Origin of the sequence: Blautia sp. MCC283 (assembly GCF_018785565.1) — a bacterium.
In the GTDB taxonomy this organism is placed as follows: domain Bacteria; phylum Bacillota; class Clostridia; order Lachnospirales; family Lachnospiraceae; genus Blautia_A.
The window spans coordinates 55,148-76,300 of sequence record NZ_WQQB01000045.1 but is presented as its reverse complement, the minus strand read 5'-3'; the positions used below and the strand labels follow the sequence as shown (position 1 = coordinate 76,300).

Sequence of the window (21,153 nt, the reverse complement as noted above, 5' to 3'; positions counted from 1 at the left end):
AAAAATCCGGCCTCAAGGTTGTAATTGGAAAACCGGTATGTTAGAATCAGTATCAGCGTAATTGAATTGCTGTGAAGTGAACAGTATCACCGGCACATATGCTGCCGGATACTGTGAGAGGGAATCGGGTAAAAAGCCTGAGCGGTTGCGGCCACTGTATACAGAAGAAGGGATTTCACATGCCATTGCAGAAACTCATGTGAGAAGGCGAAATCCCGATGTCAGAGAGATTCTGGAGAAAATTCTGATATATCATTCATGATCGGCTAAAAGATGAATGGTGTATCAGTTTTTATTTTGCGGAGTTTTTTCTGAGTCTGTAAGTCAGGAAACCTGCTTGACAGTATGTAAGTGGGAGCTTCCGTACAAAGTGTTCCGTGCAGATTTTATGAAGCCCCATCTTTTCGGTTACCCATAGGCAACAGGAGATAAAACAGGCGAAAAGAGAGGAAATGAAATGAAAAACAAGTATGTATCCACAAGAATCATGGCAATGGTAATGGCAGCGGCAATGACCGTATCAGCAACTCCGGCTGTTTATGCCGCAGAGAGAGCAGACTCCGAGACCATCAAGGAAGACAACCAGCCGGCAGCAGAAGACAGTACAGAGTCTGCAGACACCGAAGATTCTTCCGCAGAGGCAACCAAGACAGAATATCCTCTGACCATCACAACCTATGATTACGATGGAAACGAAATCGAAACCACTTATGAAAAAGCACCGGAAAAAGTCCTTGCTGTATATCAGGGAAGCATTGAGACTATGCTCGCACTTGGTCTGGAAGACCACCTGGTAGCTACCGCAGGTCTTGATAATGAAGTTCCGGAAGATCTCAAAGAAGCATTCTCAAAAACAAATTATCTTGACGAATTTACCCCATCCCTTGAAACTGTAACAATGCTGGAGCCGGACATGATCTTATCCTGGAGCTCTCTTTTCTCTGATAAGAATCTGGGAAATGTAACAGACTGGATCGACAAAGGCTGCAACACCTACTACAACACCAATACTCGTCCGGACGGCGACAGAACACTGGAAAATGAATTCACAGATATCTTAAATATCGGAAAGATCTTCGATGTACAGGACAAAGCACAGGCTATCGTTGATGATGCAAAAGCAGTGATCGACAAAACTCTTACTGCAACTGCAGATGTAAAAGACAAACCAAGCGTAATGGTATTGGAGCCTCTTGGAGATGACATCACAAACTATGGCGTAAAGAGCCTTGGCGGAGATATGGTAACACAGTTAGGCGCAACTCTTGCAAACCCGGATGCTTCCACCGTTGGAAAAGAGGATATCATCGCAGCCAACCCTGACGTGATCTTTGTGGTTTACATGCCATATGCAGGAGATGATCCGGAAACTGTTAAGAACAGCCAGCTTGCAGTGATCCAGGATGATGAGTCCCTGAAGAGCCTTGACGCAGTAAAGAACGGACGTGTTTACCCGATCATGCTCAGTGAGATGTATGCAAGTGCAACACGTACCCAGGACGGAATCGAAACTTTTGCAAAGGGATTATATCCGGACGTAAATCTTGACTGATCGGAGAAAATGCAGTGAAAGAAACAGCTTCACAGAGAAAAAAAGATAAGGTGCTCAGAACATCCATGTATGTGGCAGTTCTCATCGGACTTGCAGGATTCCTTATTTTTTCCATACTTGCAGCCATCACTTTTGGAAATGCGGATCTGTCACTGAAGGATGTATACAGCGTTATCGCTTATAAATTGTTTCATATAAAAAGTCTGTCCGCCTATGCGGAAGGCGCAGTTCATGATGTTGTGTGGCTGATCCGGCTGCCTAGAGTCCTTCTGGCTCTGGCAGTTGGAATGGCTCTTTCCGTGTGCGGCGTGGTGATGCAGGCTATCGTGCAGAACCCGCTGGCAGACCCGTATGTGCTGGGTATCTCATCTGGTGCATCTCTGGGTGCCACACTGGCCATCATGCTTGGAATCGGAAGCTTTCTTGGTGGAAACTCTGTGGGAATCACAGCTTTCATTGGCGCGATGATCACTTCTTTTGCGGTGATCGCCATTGCAAACATGGGTGGAAAGGCAACTTCCGCAAAACTGATCCTTGCGGGAATGGCGGTCAGCGCAGTCTGTTCTGCTTTTTCCAATTTTGTCATTTATATTACCAATGACAAAAATGCGGCAACAGAAGTTATGAAGTGGAGCATGGGAAGTCTTGCCGGAGCAAGCTGGACCAGAGTGGGTGTAATGCTTCCGGTCACGCTGGTGTGCGTGGCTGTTTTCTGGACGCAGTACCGGAACCTGAATCTGATGCTTCTGGGAGATGACGTATCCATTACCCTTGGAACAGATCTGCACAGACTGCGGACTTTTTATCTGATCGTTGCTTCTGTTATGATCGGATTTGCCGTGTACTGTGCCGGTGTAATCGGATTTGTGGGACTGGTGATCCCTCATGTGGTCCGGATCCTTTTTGGAACAGATCACAGAAAACTGCTCCCCTTAAGTGCGCTTCTTGGTGCATCGTTTCTGATCTGGTGCGATGCGGCATGTCGTGTGATCCTTAAAAATTCCGAGATGCCCATCGGTGTGCTGGTATCCATTATCGGTGCTCCCTGCTTTATTTATCTGCTTGTGCGGAAATCCTATGGATTCGGAGGTGCCCGGTAATGAAGATCACCACAGAAAATATTCAGGTTGGCTTTCACGCCAGACAGATCCTGAAGGGAATCTCCATGGAATCCCAGGATAAGGAACTGGTAGGAATCATCGGACCAAACGGAAGCGGAAAATCCACTTTGCTGAAATGCATTTACCGTATTCTGAAACCAGACGCAGGAGCCGTGTATCTGGACGGCGAGGAGCTTCATTCCATGAGTGTTCGAAGCTCTGCGAAAAAAATGGCCGTGGTGGCACAGCACAATTATTATAATTTTGATTTTACGGTCCGCGAGGTGGTTCTTATGGGGCGTGCGCCTCATAAAAAGACTCTGGAACGGGACAATGCAAAAGATTACCAGATCGTGGATGAAGCGCTGAAAACCGTACAGATGGAGGCGTTTGCAGACCGTACCTTTTCCACTCTTTCCGGAGGAGAGCAGCAGAGGGTGATCCTGGCAAGAGCACTTGCCCAGCAGACCTCTGCACTGATTCTGGATGAGCCTACCAATCATCTGGACATTACCCACCAGATCATGCTGATGGAGCTGGTGAAAAAACTTAATGTAACCGTGATCTCCGCTATTCACGATCTGAATATTGCAGCAGCATACTGTGATAAGATCTATGTACTGAAGGACGGAGTTCTGGAAGGTTACGGAACGCCGGAAGAAGTCCTGACCCCGGAGCTGATCCGCAGGATCTATAAAGTAGAAGCGGAGATCGTTTACGACAGCCGCGGAAAGATGCATATTTTGTTTTTATGATTCTGGCTGTGAGGCGGGATGCATAGAGGGAAAAAGATGAAAAAGATCGGGATTTTGACATGCCTTAATTCCAATGATGTGTGTACCAGGGCAGGATGTCTGTCTGCATTTCGGGAAAGAAGAGATTTTTTTTCCGGCTATCCGGAAGATACGATTCTGGCAGCTGTGATGACATGCAACGGATGCAAAGACACCAATGCAAAAGAACCTGCTGAAGATGAGGGGATTTTGGAAAAGGCAGATCGGCTGGTCAGTGAAAAGATCAGCGTCATCCATGTCGGGGTATGCCGTCTGAATGAGGAAAAAAAGGAATGTCCGCGGATAACACAGATCTGCGGTCTGATAGAAGAACGCGGGATCAAAGTGATCCGAGGAACCCATAAAGAATAAGAGAAAACCGCCGTATCTTTCCGGAAATGCCGGAAATACGGCGATTTTTTTACAGAATGTTTCTGCGAAAATTTGTGTAAGTTCTGGTAAAACCAGACATATGGTGGTATAATAAGAACATTAAAAAAAGGCTCGGGTGCAGCGACCTCAAAAAACGCTGCGCTGCAGATTTACTGACAGAAAGTACAGCCGAACAGAAAGAAAGGATGGTGCAGTGTTATGAATTTAAATACAACAAAACTTGAAGAACTGCTCGCAACACTGAAGAAAAAAGAAGAAGAGAAAGATAAGAACACAGTCCTTTGGGTACTGGCGATCATCGGTGCAGTTGCAGCTGTTGCAGGAATCGCATTTGCAGTATATCGTTTCTTCGCTCCGGATTACCTGGAAGATTTTGAAGAAGATTTTGATGATGACTTCGATGATTATTTCGAGGATGAGGAAGAGTAAGAACTTTCGCTGCAGAGGCTGTTTTGAGCAGAGCAGAATGGCTGTCTGTTATGTATGAATATGAGAAGCGGATAATTGAAGCCCCGGCGCGATACCGGGGCTTGATTTTTGAAGACGGACCGTGAAACGCTGGCGTTCATGAGCAGGCAGTAAAGAGGATCCTGAATGTTCGAATTATTGTCTGCTGGTTATAAAACAGAAAGAGGATTTATGAAAAAAGGTGAAATTTACGAAGGTATTATAGAAAAAGTGGAATTTCCAAACAAAGGTTTTGTTTGGGTTGATGACCAGAAAGTAATTGTAAAAAACGGAATCCCGGGACAGAAAGTCCGGTTTATGATCAATAAGAAACGTTCCGGCCGGGCGGAAGGACGTCTTCTGGAGGTCCTGGAGAAATCTCCCCTGGAAACAAGAGAACCTGCCTGTCAGGAGTTTCCGGCATGCGGCGGCTGCATGTACCAGACCATGAGCTATGAGGCACAGAAGGATATGAAGGAACATCAGGTGAGGGAACTTCTGGATGGGGCAGTAAGAGAGAGCCTGGCTAAGATCGGGAAGAACGGTGATGGGATAGAAGAAGCTGAGGCCGCAGATCGTTTATATCACTGGGATGGGATCTACGGCAGTCCTATTGAGTTTGGATACCGCAACAAGATGGAGTTTTCCTTTGGCGATGAGTATAAGGATGGTCCGCTGTCCCTTGGACTTCATAAGAAGGGCAGCACTTACGATATCCTGAATACAGATGACTGTAAGCTGGTGCATCCGGATATGACGAAAATCCTTGCCTGTGTGCGGGAGTTTTTCCTGGGCCTGAATGCCAGCTTTTATAAGAAGCTTCAGCATGTGGGATATCTCCGACATCTGCTTCTTCGAAGAGGTGTCACAAGCGGCGAGATCCTTGTCCATGTGGTGACCACCACCCAGGAAGAGTATGATCTGGAACCACTGAAAGAACAGCTCCTTGCACTTCCCCTGGAAGGTAAGATCGTGGGGATCATGCACATTTTAAATGATTCTCTGTCCGATGTGGTACAGAGTGATGAGACGAAGATCCTTTATGGAAAGGATTATTTCTACGAAGAACTTCTTGGGCTGAAGTTTAAGATCAGCACGTTTTCCTTCTTCCAGCCAAACTCCCTGGCGGCGGAGATCCTGTATTCCAAGGTGCGTGAATACGTAGGAGATACCAGAGATAAGGTAGTATTTGACCTTTACAGCGGCACCGGCACTATCGCCCAGCTTGCGGCATCTGTTGCCAGTGAGGTGATCGGCGTGGAGATCGTGGAAGATGCGGTAAAAGCCGCCAGAGAAAACGCTGCACTTAACGGCATTGATAACTGCCGTTTTATTGCCGGAGACGTGCTGAAGGTTCTGGACGAGGTGCCGGAGAAACCGGATATGATCATCCTTGATCCGCCCAGAGATGGCGTTCACCCCAAAGCCCTTCCAAAGATCCTGGCTTACGGCGTAGACCAGATCGTATACATTTCCTGCAAGGTTACAAGTCTTGTAAGAGACCTCCCGGCATTTTATGAGGCAGGATATGAGATGACCCACGCCTGTGCAGTGGATCAGTTCTGCCAGGGCGTTCATGTGGAGACTGTGTGCCTTTTGGGCAAATGAAAACCAGATACGACAGTAAAACTCAGCGAGGATATGGATGATGACTATCGTATTATAAATGATAAAGATGCAGAATGATGATTTCGTCATAGTGACTGTGTTGAATGCCTGTTTTTTAACTGAATCAAGTAAGTTCCCTGCTTCCATTGCGAAAAGCAATAAGCAGGTGGGTGGGGAATTGCTTGCATCAGGAGGAATGCAGGTTCCTTCTGATAAACTGCGGAGCAGTGATTCGGTTATGAACAAGTAGCAAAGCGGATTGCGAATATCCGCTTAACAAACAGAACACTTAACAAACGGTTAAACACGGCATCAACCAGTAATGACAGACATAGTGACCACGCAACCCACGTGGTGGGCTGCGTCGTGGTTTTAGCAAAAATGCAAGATAAATATTCTGAATTAACTAAATTGGAGGAGTCATCGATGATTTTTGGTAATACTAAACTTTTCACTGACTGGAAAAACGGCACAGTGCTGGCAGTGATAAAACGCTTCATGAAGCTTCACTACATGGGCGATAATAATGGTGAAATGAAAGGCTACCTTGATATTCTAAAAGGCCACCCTGATATTCTAAGTTGTTACAAAGGATGTCTTTTAGGTGGCGCTGTTGGCGATGCATTAGGCTATCCAGTCGAGTCCATGTCTGAAGATGCGATTTTTGGACGTTATGGAGAAGAGGGAATAAAAACTCTTAAAGAAGCCGGCTCACCTGCGCTCATTTCAGGCAATACTCAGATGACGCTTTTTGCTGGAAATGAATGTATATACAGAAGAAGCAATATAGATGTGGAAACCGTAATCTGGAATGGTTACCAGGAGTGGCTTGGTACGCAGGGAGATACACGATGGGTTGACAGAAATGGCAGTAAAATGTGGATATATGAAGATGAGCGTCTTCACCATCTTCGTGCTCCGGAAAAAACGTGCCTTAACTCAATAAGAAAAAGTGAAAAAGGTGGAACATTAGAAGATCCTATAAACAATAGTAAGGGTTGCGGAACAGTAACGAGAGCAGCTGTGATCGGATTATCAGCGAGATACGACGGTTACGATTTCCTCGTGGAGGTCAAAAAGATGGGAGAGAGAGAAGCAGCTTTAACGCATGGACATGCTCTTGCAGTCAAATCTTCAGGTTGGCTTGCAGCAACTGTGGCTAATATTATTGATATGGGGTTTTTATACAATCGTCTTGAAGAGAGTTTTGTTCCGTACCCCGAACTGATTTACATGGCGATTACACTTGCATATGACTTAAATGTTTCCGACTTAGATGCTATCCACATGCTTGGTGAGGGCTGGGTTGCAGAGGAAGCACTGGCAATAGCAGTGTTCTGCGCAGTCAGGTATCAGGATGATTTTGCAAAAGCAATAAGAGTGTCAGTCAACCACAAGGGTGACAGCAATTCGACAGGAGCAATCTGTGGAAATCTTCTTGGTGCATGGCTTGGAAAAGAGAAGGTGGCAGAAGCTTTTGATCTTAATGATCTTGAACTATGTGATGTGATTGAAACTATTGCAGAAGACCTTTATACAGCAGTTCAAAAAATGGTTCCGGAACCGGGCGAAAATAAAGTCTGGGACAGAAAATACCGTAGATGATGAGTAAGGAAACTCCGGTTTTTTGAAGATATATTCTCATGTACTGTGGGGGTAGATTTATTTCCGAGTTGTGTCGACATTCACGGCATTGTTTCAACCCATGTTGAGACGATTGTTCTTTTGTCCCAACATCGAGACAAGAGTACTTGTCTCGATGAACGCGGCAGTCGGCAAATCGAGATGCAAGCATCTCGGCTTGCCTCGTTGCTCGCGCAAAAACCAGATGACACGATAGAGAGCGACTTAGATGAGCTGGATGCAACCAGTGCTGAGTTGAAAGCTCGTGATTAGAGGGAATGTGTCAGATTGGTAAATGGTATTCGTAATATGGCAGAAGAGATTGTGTTAAAAGAATTGGTGTTCTAAAGCGTGGAAAGCTCCTTCGGGAGCTTTTTGCTGTTTATAAGATAAATTCTGTCGGAGATTTATTATAAAACATTGCTTTACAAGAAGAATAAAAAAGCATATAATCTTTTATAATATATTTAATAAAAGAGGGTAAGAAAACGGAAAATAAAGATAAAAAAAATATAACAAGAAAAAGAATAATTAATTATGTGCTGAACAATCATGTTACATCCAAGGCGGGAATCGCAAAAGATTTAAATTTGAGTATGCCGACTGTGTTAGCAAATGTGAATGACTTGTTAGAAAAAATGGTGTTGGAAGAAACTGGGGAATATGCTTCGACCGGTGGAAGAAAGGCAAAAAGTATAGGGATTAATAAGTCATACTGTCATGCAATGGGAATTTTGATTACAGCGAATCATATAGAAATGGTATTAGTAAATCTTGGAGATGAGATTATAAAAAAAGATCGCATCCGTTTAAAATTTACGGCAGAATTATCCTATTGTACAGAAGTGGCACAAAAGGTCAAAACTTTTCTTGAAGGCGAATTAGCGAAGGAAACGCTACTTGGGATTGGAGTGGCGATTCCGGGAATTATTGATCAGAAAGAACGGATCGTTTTAAAATCCCATGCTTTAGGTATAGAGAATTATAGTCTGCGCTTTTTAGAGCAGGCTTTGGAAATTCCAGTATATTTTGAAAACGATGCTAATGCTGCAATGCTTGCAGAAAAAAAGCAAAAGTATCCAAATGCGATATATCTGTCTTTGAACCACACCTTAGGAGGCGCATTCTGCATAGATGGAAAGCTGTTTCGAGGGCAGAACCAGAAAGCAGGTGAGTTTGGTCACATGATACTCGTTCCCGGTGGAAGAAAGTGTTATTGTGGTAAATCAGGATGTGCAGATGCATATTGTGCTGCAAGTGTACTGACACAAGATAACAGGCAGTCACTGGATGCATTTATGGAAAAAATTGAAAGTGGTGATGAAAAAATTTTGCAGACATGGAATGAGTATCTGGATCATCTTGCTGTTTTGATATCAAATCTGCGGATGGCATATGATATGGATATCATACTAGGAGGTGATGTGGGAGGTGTATTGTCAGATTATATGATACCACTGGGAGAAAAAGTGATGGCATATAATGGCTTTGAGCATGATGTTTCATACTTAAAAAATTGTTCGTATAAGAAAGAAGCGTCGGCTGTTGGAGCTGCGAAATACTTTTTTACAAAACATATGGCAGAATTGTAAATTTTTTGAACGCAGATAAGCAGTACACCGCATCTGGTGCGCAGGGCATCAAGCGTTGGGTAAGGGGATGTTCACTCTGTTGGAGTTAAAAGCTCCCACTGACAGGTTGCAAAGTGAATGCAGATGTCCGCTTTATATGTGTGAAAAACGAGAAGTTGTGTAAAATTAGAAAAAGATATTATAGTAAAAAACGGAAAGAAAACAGTAACTACGGTTTCCTTTCCGTTTTTTTCGTGTTGATTGTGAAAAATACACAAAAAATGTATTTTAAAATTATGAAATATATAAAATTATGAAAAACATATTGACAAATCGTGTTTACAGGATAATAATGTAATTACTTTAATAAAACAATTTATAAAAGACCAAATAAAACAATATAAATAAGGAGGAAACAATTATGATAAAAAAGGAGAAAACAATTATGTTACAGCAGGTAATGACAAATCCAGGAGAAATTATTTTCAGAGAGGTTCCGGTTCCGGAGGTAAAGGAAAATCAGGTGTTGGTAAAGATTATGAATATTGGTGTTTGTGGATCAGATATTCATGTTTATCATGGAAAACATCCGTTTACAAAATATCCGGTAACACAGGGACATGAGGTTTCCGGTGAGATTACAGAACTTGGAAAAAATGTCACAGAGTTTCATGTGGGACAGAAGGTGACGATAGAGCCTCAGGTATATTGTGGACATTGCTATCCATGTCGTCATGGAAAGTATAATCTCTGTGAGGAATTAAAAGTAATGGGATTTCAGACGACAGGAACGGCATCTGAGTATTTTGCAGTGGATGCATCTAAAGTAACACCTATTCCAGAAGATATGTCCTATGAAGAAGGAGCTATGATCGAACCTCTTGCTGTGGCAGTTCATGGTGTAAAACAGATGGGCGATGTGGCTGGCATGAATATTGCAGTCCTTGGAGCAGGACCGATCGGAAATCTCGTGGCACAGGCAGCAAAAGGAATGGGGGCAGCGAAAGTGATGATCACAGATATCAGTGATCTTAGACTGGCAAAGGCAAAAGAATGTGGAATTGATGTGTGTGTGAATACCAAAAATAAAGACTTCGGTGAGGCAATGATCGAAGCATTTGGACCGGATAAGGCGGATGTGATCTACGACTGTGCCGGAAACAATATTACAATGGGACAGGCAATTAAATATGCAAGAAAAGGAAGCACGATCGTACTGGTGGCTGTTTTTGCAGGAATGGCAGAAGTAGATCTTGCAGTGGCAAATGACCACGAACTTGACATTAAGAGCACGATGATGTACCGCCATGATGATTACATAGATGGAATCAGACTGGTAAATGAGGGCAAAGTTCATTTGAAACCGCTCATCTCAAAGACATTTGCTTTTAAAGATTATCTGAAGGCGTACCAGTATATTGATGATAACCGCGAGACAACGATGAAAGTAATTATCAACGTCAGTGAAAAGTAAGGAGTTCGTATGGAAAATAAATATGGAATTGTCGGAGTTGCTCATATCGGGCTTCCGACAAACGATTTGCAGAAAACAGTTGAGTTTTATAAGAGTCTTGGATTTGAAGTAATTATGCAGTCTTATAATGAAAAAGCAGGGGAAAAAGTGGCATTTTTACAGATAAAAAATTACTGTATAGAGACTTTTGAAAATGGGCAGGCGGCAATGTCAGACGGTGCATACCAACATGTTGCACTTGATGTGGAAGACATTGAAAGTATGTATCAGAAAATCTGCAATGAAAAATACACAATTATTACAGACGGAATCGAAGAACTGCCATTTTGGGAAAATGGTGTGAAGTTTTTTATGATCAAGGGCCCAAATGAGGAAAGAATAGAGTTCTGTCAGAAACTCTGATAAAAATAGGAGGGGCATATGGGAAGCGAAAACAAAAATGGAAAAGTACCGCTGATCAGTAAGATTGCATATGGTTTTGGTGATGTCGGATGTAATTTCAGCTGGATGTTCGTCAGTAATTTTCTGATGATATTTTATACAGACGTGTTCGGAATCAGTATGGCGGCTGTGTCAGCACTTATGCTTTTTTCAAGATTCTGGGATGCGATCAATGATCCAATCGTCGGGGGACTTACGGATAAAACAAAATCGAGATGGGGACGGTACCGTCCATGGCTGTTAGTAGCGGCACCAATTACAGCGATTCTTCTTGTTATGACATTCTGGGCAAGACCTGACTGGCCGCAGAATGGAAAGATCATTTATATGGTAATTACATATTGTCTGCTGGTTTTGGGGTATACCTGTGTGAATATTCCATATGGAACCTTGTGTGGTGCTATGACACAGGATATTGATGAACGTGCAAAAATAAATACATCCCGTTCGGTTGCAGCGATGATTGCAATTGGTGTGTTAAATATTATCACAGTTCCGCTGCTCAGCAAATTCGGCAGTCACAGTGCAAAGACAGGATATCTGACGGTTGCGGTCATATATGGATGTATTTTTACAGCCTGTCATTTCTTCTGCTTTGCGAAGACGAAAGAGGCAGTGATTACTCCGGAAAAAGAAAAAATTTCTGTAAAGATACAGTTGAAAGCAGTCATGCAGAACAGACCATATCTTCTTGCATTGGCAGGACAGATATTATTTGGATTTACATTATATGGTAGAAACGCAGATATTCTGTATTATTTTACATATGTGGAAGGGAATGCCTCCTACTACACAACTTATTCGATGTGCATTATTATTCCTTCTATCATCGGGGCAGCCTGTTTTCAACCATTATTCCGCAAGTTGAATAACAAAGGAAGAACAGCATCTCTCTTTGCTTTATTTACAGGAATTTCCATGTTGTCTATGTTTTTCTTCAATGCCAAAGAATCACCAGCTATTTTTTATGCATTATCTGGTCTCACACAGTTTTTCTTCTCTGGATTTAATACCGCAATCTATGCAATTATTCCAGACTGTGTGGAATATGGGGAGTGGAAAACCGGACTTAGAAATGACGGTTTTCAGTATGCATTTATTTCACTTGGAAATAAAATCGGAATGGCAGTTGGAACAGCACTTTTAGCAGGATTACTTGGAAAATATGGTTATATTGCAAATCAGACACAAAATGCAATTGTACTTTCAATTATGAAACATGCATTTACGACGATTCCGGGTGTACTGTGGATTGTGACTGCGGTTGTATTATTTTTCTACCGGTTAAATAAAAAACGTTATAACGAGATTGTAGAGGAACTAAAAAATGGAAGAAAAAGTTGATATCGTGGCATTGGGAGAATTGCTGATTGATTTTACGGAAGCAGGACATAGTCAGGATGGGAGGAAATTGTTCGAACAGAATCCCGGCGGTGCTCCGGCAAATCTTCTAACCGTTGCAAGCCACTTTGGGTATCGCACATCTTTTATTGGAAAAGTTGGAAACGATATGCATGGTAAATTTTTAAAGAAGACATTGCAAAAGGAAGGAATCAATACAGATGCTATTGTTGAAGACCCGGGTTATTTTACAACGTTGGCATTTGTGGAAATCGGTGAAAATGGAGAACGGGAATTTTCTTTTGCAAGAAAACCGGGTGCAGATACACAGTTAAAAAAAGAAGAACTGGATCAGACATTAATTTCAGGTTGTAGAGTTTTTCATTTTGGATCATTATCGTTGACAGATGAACCGGCAGAAAGTACAACGATCGAAGCGGTAAAAATGGCAAAAGCAGCGGGTGTACTTATTTCCTATGATCCAAATTATCGCTCGTCTCTTTGGAAGAGCAAAGAGTATGCAGTGAAAAAAATGAGATCTGTCATAGAATTGGTAGATGTCATGAAGGTATCGGATGAAGAGAGTATTCTGTTGACAGAGGCGAAAAGTTATGAGCAGGCTGCAGATCAACTCCTTGCCATGGGACCAAAGCTGGTTGCCATTACATTGGGAGAACAGGGCGTTCTTATGGCAACAAAAAGCAGAAAAGAAATCATCAAAGCATTTCAGACACATGCGGTCGACACGACTGGGGCAGGTGATTCATTCTGGGGAGGCGTATTATGCAGTATCCTTTCTATGAATAAGAATGTTGAAAAAATGGAATGGGAAGAAATCAAAAAGTGTGCTGTTTTGGGAAATGCAGTTGCTGGATTGTGTGTGCAAAAGAGAGGCGGAATCCCTGCGATTCCGACGAAAGAGGCAGCGCTTGAATTTATGCAGAAATAATGAATGTATATGAACAAACTCGGGGCTGTAAAAATCACGATTTATTAATCGTTAAAGCATCAGCCCCGTGTTTTTCTGTCGGAGTATTATTCCGCTTTTATCTCTCCATCATACTGATGGACTCAATTCCGACACTTCCGCCGCGGACAACTTCGATGTGTTTGAACTCTTCTTTGATCAGTTTGATAACTGCGTCGTTTTTGGTTGCGGTCTGGACAAATTCCAGGAGAAGGCTGTCTTTTCCGTAGTCGATGACACGGGCTTTGAAGGTCTCAGCGATCTGGAAAAGTTCCACTTTGTCTTCCGGGGAGCAGCCTTTTACCTTGATGTAAAGGATCTCCTTCATTCGAACAAATACATCTGTAAAATCAATGACCTTGATAACTTCGATCATACGGTTCAGCTGTTTTTTGATCTGCTCAAAAGTCTCATCATCGCTGACTGTGGCGATGGTCATTCTGGAAACTGTGGGGTCCTCGGTGGTTCCAACAGTAAGACTGTCCAGGTTATAGGACTTTCCGGAGAAAAGACCAGAAATCTTGGAAAGAACACCGACCTGGTTTTCAACGTAGAGAGAGATCCATCTTTTTTTCATTCCTTTATCCATCATTCATTCCTCCTAACAATCCATGATCAGATCAGCCAGAGTACCGCCCGGCTTAACCATCGGGTAAACCATTTCCTCCGGATCAATGATAAATTCGATGATCGTAGGAGTTTTTGTATTCTTCTTAGCCTCTTCGAAAGCAGCCGCGATCTGATCCTTTTCAGTTACGCGGATACCTTTTGCCCCATAGCTCTCTGCGAGACGGATGAAATCCGGTGTGTATTCCGGATATTCCTGTCCGTCTGTACGGCGGGAGAGTGCACCGGCTTTTAAGTTTGTCATGGCGTAGCGTTTTCCGTAGAAAAGCTTCTGCCACTGGCGGACCATTCCAAGATATTCATTATTAAAGATACAGCAGATGATCGGAAGTTCCTCCAGAACTGCGGTAGCCAGCTCCTGAATGTTCATCTGCATGCCGCCGTCACCGGAAACGGAGATGACCGGTGTGTCCGGATTGCCGATCTTGGCACCGATGGCACCCGGAAGGCCGTAACCCATGGTTCCAAGTCCGCCGGACATGATCAGCTGACGGTTCTCAGTGATGTCTGCATACTGGCTTACCAGCATCTGATGCTGTCCTACATCGGTAACAAGAATGGCTTTGTCAAACTGGCGGTTGATCTCGCCGATGATATCCAGCGGTCCCATAATACCACGGTCTTTCATGGTAAGAGGATGTTCTTCTTTCCATTCCTGGATCTGTTTCAGCCATTTTTCAGTGTTGCACTCCTGTACATATTCATCCATTTTTGTGATGGCCTCTTTTGCATCGGCAACGATGGGGATATCTACATGAATATTTCTGGAAATGGAAGCAGTATCAATATCAATGTGGACAATCTGTGCATGTGGGGCAAATTCATGGAGCTTGCCTGTGATACGGTCGTTAAAACGGGTTCCGATGGAAAACAGAAGATCGCATTCATTTACTGCCATATTTGCGGCATAAGCGCCGTGCATACCAAGATTTCCGATAAACAGAGGGTTCTTTGTGGAAATGGCGCCACGTCCCATAACGGTTGTGACAACCGGGATCTGAGTTTTCTCAACAACCTGGGTAAAAATCTCCTGCGCGCGGGAAATGATCACACCGCCGCCAGCAAGAAACAGAGGTTTTTTGGCCTTCTGCAGCATTTTGAGGGCACGCTTCAGCTGTCCGATATGCACGCTGGTGTTGGGCTTGTAGCCGCGGATATTGACAGTCTTCGGATACTCAGCACTTCCCAGCTCGGCCATTACATCCTTTGGAAGGTCGATGAGAACCGGGCCTGGGCGTCCGGTGCGTGCGATATAGAAAGCTTCCTTGATGATACGTCCAAGATCCTCACGGTTGCGGACGGTAACACCGTATTTTGTGATGCTTCTGGTGATCCCGACAATATCAACCTCCTGGAACGCATCGTTTCCGATGAGGTGACGGGCAACCTGTCCGGTAAAGCATACAAGCGGAACACTGTCATAGTTGGCAGTTGCAAGACCTGTAACAAGGTTGGTAGCTCCGGGACCGCTGGTAACGAGACATACGCCAACCTTTCCGGTAGTTCTGGCATAGGCATCTGCTTCGTGTACAAGGGCCTGTTCGTGACGTGGCAGGATGATGTCAATGCCGCTCTGTTTATATAATTCATCGCTGATATCGATGGTGCAGGCACCAGGATAGCCGAACAGAACATCAACGCCTTCTTCTTTTAAGGCTTTTACAAGCAATTTGTTTCCGGAAATCTGTTTCATGAATTGGTTCCCTCCTTTGATGATGTGAAAAGTTAAGCAGATAAGGGCTGCCGCGAGAAATTTTTCCAATAAAAAAGTCCCGGCATATCGGATAAAATATGCTCAGGACGGATGATTCCGCGGTACCACCTGTTTTCAGAGGTAAAACTCTGCTCTCTGCCAGTACAAAATTATACTGCTTCCCTGTAACGTGGGAATGACGTTGAAGCCTACTGCATGAAAATTCATGGTTCAGTCCACTGCTCGAGGGCTACTTCCATAGTACTGTCACGAAGATTCTCACCGGCCATCTTCTCTCTGTGCATCCGGAAACTATGTACTACTCCCTGTCATTGCATTTAGTAAATATGAATAAAAATTTTAGATTATTATAATATAAAATATCGGAACTGTCAATCAGAAATAGACAGTTCCGATAATGGTTCTATTCGGATTCATGATCGCTTACATGAAGCGTTTCCGGAAGATAAACATGCACTTTCTCAATGCGGTTCTTATCCAGTTTTTCCACGATCAGACGGATGCCTTCCTCTGTGATCACTTCATCACCGGCAACAGGCAGGCGGTCCAGGTGTTCGATGATAAATCCGCCAAGGGAATCGTAATCCTCAGAATCCAGTTCTGTATTCAGGTGATCGTTCACATCGTCCAGGTGCATGGAACCCTCGATGATATATTCACGGTCGGAAATTTTCTGGACAAGTTCGTCCTCTTTCTCGTCGTACTCGTCATGGATCTCGCCGACGATTTCCTCCAGGATATCCTCCAGTGTAATAAGTCCGGCCATATCACCGTACTCATCCAGGACAATAGCAATGTTGAAGGTGGAATCCTTCATTTCTACAAGAAGATCGGAAATGCTTTTTGTCTCATAAGTGAAATGCGGTTTCCGCAAGAAACGGTCAATGACAAATTCTTCATTTTTGTCATAGAGGAGAAGATCCTTCATATTGATAATTCCCACGATATTATTCTGGCTGTCTTTGTAAACCGGGAGACGGGTGAATTTGTCTTCACGGAAAATCTCGATCAGCTCATCATAGGTGGATTCCACGTCTGCAAAAGTAACATGGACTCTCGGCACCATGATATCCTTGGCTGTGGCATCTCCAAGATCAAACACATTGTAGATCATTTCTTTCTCATCGGATTCAATGACACCGTCCTCATGGCTCACATCCACGATGGTACGGAGCTCTTCCTCAGTCATGGCCTTGCTGGCAGCATCCGGGTCCACACGCATAAGGCGCATCACACCTCTGGAAAAGAGATTGATGATAAAAATCACCGGCGTCATAATAGTCATGAGAAATTTAAAAATCGGGATATAACGGAGAGTGATCTTTTCCGCGTTTATGGTTGCGTAGTTCTTTGGGGTGATCTCGCCGAAGATCAGGATCAGGACAGTAAGGATCAATGTCACGATGCTGACCATGTATCCGCCAAAACTGTATGCAAGTGTTGTTGCAAGGGAAGAAGCCGAAATGTTCACAATGTTGTTTCCGATGAGAATCGCACTGAGAAGTTTTGGCATCTGATCTTCCAGAATGTCAAGAGCCATGGATGCACGTTTGTTGCCCTCGTCTGCAAGAGAGCGGAGACGGATCCGGTTTACCGACATCAGCGCGGTTTCGTTAGATGAGAAAAAGGCTGACAATGCCAGCAGAATAAGTAATATGATTATCTGGTAAGTGTCGCTGGGGTCCACTTTCAATATTCACTCCTTTAAAAAAATAAGATTTATTTGGTTAAAAATATACAGATACTCCCACATTATATACGTTTTTCGGCCTTTTGGCAAGTGGTGTAAGGAGACAGAAATCCTCCAAAAAATGTACGAAAATACGACAGCTTCTTGACAAAATAGTGAGTCTAAACTAACATGTATTTATCAGTATTTTCTGGTGGCTGCGGAAATATGATGCCGGAAAAATAGGTTGAAATGGAAGGAGAACGATATGTTTCTGGAGATAAAAGGGATCAAAAAATCCTTCGGGGCAGGAGAAAGCCGTGTGGATGTCCTGAAGGGGATCGATCTGGAGATTGAAAAAGGAGAATTCTGTGTGCTTCTGGGACCATCCGGTTCCGGAAAATCCACACTGTTAAATATCATCGGCGGCATTGACGGAGCAGATGCAGGCAGTATCACCATTCAGGGGGAGCGCCTGGAAGATATGAAAGAAAAGAAACTTTCGCTTTACCGCAGAAAACATCTGGGATACATTTTCCAGATGTATAATCTGATTCCCAATCTGACGGTACGGGAAAATATTGAAGTGGGAGCCTACTTAAGTGACAGACCTCTGGATGTGGATGAATTGCTTCATACCCTGGGACTTTATGAGCATCAGAGAAAGCTTTCCAATCAGCTTTCCGGAGGTCAGCAGCAGCGAACAGCTATTGGACGGGCCATTGTAAAAAATCCGGATATCCTGCTCTGTGACGAGCCTACCGGTGCGCTGGATTATAATACCTCCAAGGAAATCCTGAAACTGATCGAAACCGTCAATCATAAATACGGAAACACCATAGTTATGGTTACCCACAACGACGCCATCAAGGATATGGCAGACCGTGTGGTGAAACTTCGTGACGGTATGATCCGCAGAAACTATCAGAATGAGCAGAAGATTCCGGCTGCAGACTTGGAATGGTAAGGAGGCAGGCATGAAGAGTCCTTTGCGTAAACGGATCCCCAGGGAACTGAAGGGGGAATTTGGAAAATATTTGGTGGTTTTTCTGCTGATGGTCCTGACAATCGGGTTTGTGTCCGGCTTCCTGGTGGCTGACGGAAGCATGCTGAAAGCCTATGACGAAAGTTTTGACAAATATAACATCGAAAACGGAAATTTCCGTACTGCGGAAAAAGTTTACAGATCTCAGTGGAAAGACATTGAGGCAGCCGGTGTCAAACTTTACGAGAACTATTATATAGAAGAAGCGTTGGATAACGGAAGTACCATGCGTTTCTTTAAGAACCGGGAGCAGGTGAACAAGGTCTGCCTCATGAAGGGGGAAATGCCATCCGGTCAGGGGGAGATCGCCATTGACCGTATGTATGCGGATAACAACAGCCTTCAGGTAGGGGATACCCTCACCAGGGGCAAAAAGTTCTGGAAGATCACAGGTCTGGTGGCACTTTCGGATTACAGTGCCCTGTTTCAGAATAATAACGATTCCATGTTTGATTCTGTAAAATTCGGCGTGGGAATCGTAACTCCGGAAGAATTTGAAACTCTGGATCAGGAAAAGCTCCAGTACAATTATGCATGGATCTATGACCAGCAGCCGGTAGACGAAAAAGAAGAGAAAGAAGTTTCTGAGGATCTCATGGAAGACATTGGAAAAGTAGTAAACCTGGAGACTTTTGTCCCGCGTTATCTTAACCAGGCGATTATTTTTACGGGTGACGATATGGGCGGAGACAAGGCGATGGTCGTTATGCTTCTCTATATTGTGATCGTGATTATGGCTTTTGTGTTTGGAATCACCATCAGCAATACCATCCGAAAAGAAGCCGGTGTTATCGGTACTTTACGGGCATCCGGTTATACCAGGCGGGAACTGATCCTTCACTATATGACCCTCCCGGTGCTGGTAACCCTGATAGGGGCCCTGATTGGAAACATCCTTGGCTATACTGTGTTTAAGGGTGTATGTGCGGGAATGTATTACGGAAGTTATAGCCTGCCAACTTATGTGACCATATGGAATGCGGAGGCGTTTCTTCTGACAACGGTAGTGCCGGTTATCATTATGATCCTGATCAACTATGCAGTGCTCCGGTACCGTCTGCAGCTTTCACCCCTTAAATTCCTGCGAAGGGATTTTTCCGGAAAAAAACAGAAACGCGCCATGTATTTAAGCCCGAAGATCGGAATCTTTTCCAGATTCCGCCTTCGTGTGATCTTTCAGAATGTCAGCAATTATCTGGTGTTGTTTGTGGGCGTTATTTTTGCCAATCTGCTGCTGTTTTTCGGAATGCTCCTGCCGTCTGCGCTGGATCATTATCAGCTGGAGATCCAGGAGAACATGCTGGCGAAATATCAGTATATGCTGAGCGTTCCGGCAAGTGTTTCTTCAGGAAACAAGCTGGATGGCATGATTTCCCTTCTGGAATATTATATGGATACCAGAACGGACAATAAAGATGCGGAAAAATTTTCCGCCTATTCCCTGAATACCATGCCAGGCAAATATAAAAGCGAGGAGATCGTTCTCTATGGTGTGGAGCCGGAAAGCCAGTATATCCATGCAGATCTTTCCGGGGACGGGGTATATATTTCCAGTGCCTATGCAGATAAATTCCGGATCAAAGAGGGCGATACTATAATTTTGAAGGAAAAATACGAGAAGGATGAATATTCCTTTAAAGTAGACGGGATTTATGATTACACCGCAAGTCTCTGCGTATTTATGGAGCGGGATAAACTGAATGAGGTGTTTGACCTGGGAGATGATTATTTTGGCGGATATTTTTCCAATACGGAGATCAAGGATATCGATTCAAAATATATCGGTTCTGTCATCGACCTGGAATCTCTTACAAAAATATCCAGACAGCTGGATGTTTCCATGGGAGATATGATGGGAATGATGTATGGATTTTCCGTGATCATTTTCCTGGTGGTGATCTATCTGCTTTCCAAAGTCATTATTGAAAAAAATGCCCAGGCGATATCTATGACAAAGATTCTCGGCTATACCGATGGCGAAATCAGCCGGCTGTATATACTTTCCACTTCTCTTGTGGTGGTGATCTGCCTGCTGTTAAGCCTTCCTATTGAGCGGCAGATCATGGAAGTTCTGTTCCGCGAGATGATGCTTTCCAGCATCTCAGGCTGGATTACTATGTGGGTGGATCCGATGATCTATGTAAAAATGATGGCAATCGGAATCGCGACTTATGCAGTGGTAGCAGTGCTGGAATTTCGGAGAATCCGTCATGTGCCTATGGATGAAGCACTGAAAAATGTGGAATAATATAGGATAAGATCGGGAGTATATGTGGTTGAAAGTTGTCTGTGAATAACCGCATATACTCCTTAAATATTCATAAATTTTCTGAAATACTGGAAATATTCCTGCAAACTTGTTATAATAATTCCATAATTCCCAATGGAGGGGATCATTCACACAGGAAATCAGGTGAGGAACATGGCAGGCAGAAAAAAGGACCCGTTATATAAAAGTTTCGGTTATGCGTTTCAGGGAATTTTTACCTGTATCCGCCAGGAAAGAAATATGAAGATCCACTGTACGGTGGCAGTTCTTGTGGTGATCGCAGGGCTGATCCTTGGAATTTCCGTGACGGAGTGGTGTATCTGCCTGGGACTGTTCGGAATGGTGATGGCGCTGGAACTGGTAAATACGGCAGTGGAAGCTGTGGTAGATCTTGTGACAGAAGAACGTCACCCTCTGGCAAAGATCGCCAAGGACACAGCAGCCGGAGCAGTACTGATCGCAGCGATCATGGCAGCGATTGTCGGGCTGATCATTTTTGTTCCGAAAGGGCTTGTTTTTCTGGGAATATGGTAGAAATC

At 43.8% G+C, this 21,153-nt stretch carries 18 protein-coding genes, 1 pseudogene, 1 riboswitch and 1 other annotated feature; of the genes and pseudogenes, 16 read left to right on the top strand and 3 right to left on the bottom strand.

Going from position 1 to position 21,153, the window contains the following annotated elements:
- The first annotated feature begins 61 nt into the window (after positions 1 to 61).
- Positions 62 to 351, top strand: a riboswitch (cobalamin riboswitch).
- Between the two features lie 106 nt (positions 352 to 457).
- The 13 genes and pseudogenes from GPK81_RS12990 to GPK81_RS12935 all read left to right on the top strand — a co-directional run bounded on the left by GPK81_RS12990 (position 458) and on the right by GPK81_RS12935 (position 13,272).
- Positions 458 to 1,552, top strand: a complete 1,095-nt coding sequence (locus tag GPK81_RS12990; protein ID WP_118070633.1) for an ABC transporter substrate-binding protein — start codon at positions 458 to 460, stop codon at positions 1,550 to 1,552.
- A gap of 14 nt (positions 1,553 to 1,566) precedes the next feature.
- The gene (locus GPK81_RS12985; protein ID WP_330627639.1) at positions 1,567 to 2,652 is read left to right on the top strand and encodes a FecCD family ABC transporter permease; all 1,086 of its coding nucleotides are present in this window, start codon (positions 1,567 to 1,569) and stop codon (positions 2,650 to 2,652) included.
- The gene (locus GPK81_RS12980; RefSeq protein ID WP_021651662.1) at positions 2,652 to 3,407 is read left to right on the top strand and encodes an ABC transporter ATP-binding protein; all 756 of its coding nucleotides are present in this window, start codon (positions 2,652 to 2,654) and stop codon (positions 3,405 to 3,407) included. The genes GPK81_RS12985 and GPK81_RS12980 overlap by 1 nt, the downstream gene beginning before the upstream one ends.
- Positions 3,408 to 3,443: 36 nt before the next feature.
- Entirely contained in the window at positions 3,444 to 3,797 is a 354-nt protein-coding gene (locus tag GPK81_RS12975; protein ID WP_118070635.1) for a CGGC domain-containing protein, read from the top strand.
- 219 nt (positions 3,798 to 4,016) lie between these two features.
- Positions 4,017 to 4,247 (top strand): hypothetical protein, encoded by a 231-nt coding sequence (locus GPK81_RS12970; protein WP_015526073.1) that lies wholly within the window; start codon positions 4,017 to 4,019, stop codon positions 4,245 to 4,247.
- 210 nt (positions 4,248 to 4,457) lie between these two features.
- The gene (gene rlmD, locus GPK81_RS12965; protein ID WP_215707258.1) at positions 4,458 to 5,873 is read left to right on the top strand and encodes a 23S rRNA (uracil(1939)-C(5))-methyltransferase RlmD; all 1,416 of its coding nucleotides are present in this window, start codon (positions 4,458 to 4,460) and stop codon (positions 5,871 to 5,873) included.
- A 366-nt stretch (positions 5,874 to 6,239) separates the two neighbouring features.
- Positions 6,240 to 7,478 (top strand): ADP-ribosylglycohydrolase family protein, encoded by a 1,239-nt coding sequence (locus GPK81_RS12960; protein ID WP_215707182.1) that lies wholly within the window; start codon positions 6,240 to 6,242, stop codon positions 7,476 to 7,478.
- A 51-nt stretch (positions 7,479 to 7,529) separates the two neighbouring features.
- A pseudogene (locus GPK81_RS18715) lies at positions 7,530 to 7,760 on the top strand (hypothetical protein); the annotation flags it as partial.
- Positions 7,761 to 8,035: 275 nt separating this feature from the next.
- On the top strand, positions 8,036 to 9,088 hold the full coding sequence (locus GPK81_RS12955; RefSeq protein ID WP_330627637.1) for an ROK family protein: 1,053 nt from the start codon (positions 8,036 to 8,038) through the stop codon (positions 9,086 to 9,088).
- A gap of 424 nt (positions 9,089 to 9,512) precedes the next feature.
- On the top strand, positions 9,513 to 10,541 hold the full coding sequence (locus GPK81_RS12950) for a zinc-dependent alcohol dehydrogenase (protein WP_015561410.1): 1,029 nt from the start codon (positions 9,513 to 9,515) through the stop codon (positions 10,539 to 10,541).
- 9 nt (positions 10,542 to 10,550) lie between these two features.
- Positions 10,551 to 10,943, top strand: coding sequence for a VOC family protein (locus GPK81_RS12945; RefSeq protein ID WP_021652508.1), 393 nt, complete (start codon positions 10,551 to 10,553; stop codon positions 10,941 to 10,943).
- An 18-nt stretch (positions 10,944 to 10,961) separates the two neighbouring features.
- Positions 10,962 to 12,326 carry an MFS transporter gene (locus GPK81_RS12940; protein ID WP_059086762.1) on the top strand — a complete coding sequence of 455 codons (1,365 nt, stop codon included), beginning with the start codon at positions 10,962 to 10,964 and terminating at the stop codon, positions 12,324 to 12,326.
- Entirely contained in the window at positions 12,310 to 13,272 is a 963-nt protein-coding gene (locus tag GPK81_RS12935) for a carbohydrate kinase family protein (protein WP_215707181.1), read from the top strand. Before GPK81_RS12940 ends, GPK81_RS12935 begins: the two co-directional genes overlap by 17 nt.
- A gap of 97 nt (positions 13,273 to 13,369) precedes the next feature.
- On the opposite strand, the gene ilvN is transcribed toward GPK81_RS12935, so the two are convergent.
- From ilvN to GPK81_RS12920, 3 genes are all read right to left on the bottom strand, one after another.
- Entirely contained in the window at positions 13,370 to 13,879 is a 510-nt protein-coding gene (ilvN, locus tag GPK81_RS12930) for an acetolactate synthase small subunit (protein WP_015526065.1), read from the bottom strand.
- Between the two features lie 12 nt (positions 13,880 to 13,891).
- A complete protein-coding gene (ilvB, locus tag GPK81_RS12925) occupies positions 13,892 to 15,610 on the bottom strand; it encodes a biosynthetic-type acetolactate synthase large subunit (protein WP_174088219.1) in 1,719 nt (572 codons plus the stop codon).
- 100 nt (positions 15,611 to 15,710) lie between these two features.
- Positions 15,711 to 15,952 (bottom strand) — a binding site (T-box leader).
- An 82-nt stretch (positions 15,953 to 16,034) separates the two neighbouring features.
- A complete protein-coding gene (locus tag GPK81_RS12920) occupies positions 16,035 to 17,318 on the bottom strand; it encodes an HlyC/CorC family transporter (protein WP_119248332.1) in 1,284 nt (427 codons plus the stop codon).
- Between the two features lie 250 nt (positions 17,319 to 17,568).
- Between GPK81_RS12920 and GPK81_RS12915 the strand changes: the two genes are divergently transcribed.
- From GPK81_RS12915 to GPK81_RS12905, 3 genes are all read left to right on the top strand, one after another.
- Positions 17,569 to 18,267, top strand: coding sequence for an ABC transporter ATP-binding protein (locus tag GPK81_RS12915; protein ID WP_215707180.1), 699 nt, complete (start codon positions 17,569 to 17,571; stop codon positions 18,265 to 18,267).
- Between the two features lie 10 nt (positions 18,268 to 18,277).
- Positions 18,278 to 20,593: an ABC transporter permease gene (locus tag GPK81_RS12910; RefSeq protein ID WP_174088217.1), complete on the top strand. Its 2,316-nt coding sequence runs from the start codon at positions 18,278 to 18,280 to the stop codon at positions 20,591 to 20,593.
- A 174-nt stretch (positions 20,594 to 20,767) separates the two neighbouring features.
- Complete coding sequence (locus GPK81_RS12905) at positions 20,768 to 21,148, top strand: diacylglycerol kinase family protein (protein WP_119248327.1); 381 nt, start codon at positions 20,768 to 20,770, stop codon at positions 21,146 to 21,148.
- Positions 21,149 to 21,153 lie beyond the last annotated feature (5 nt).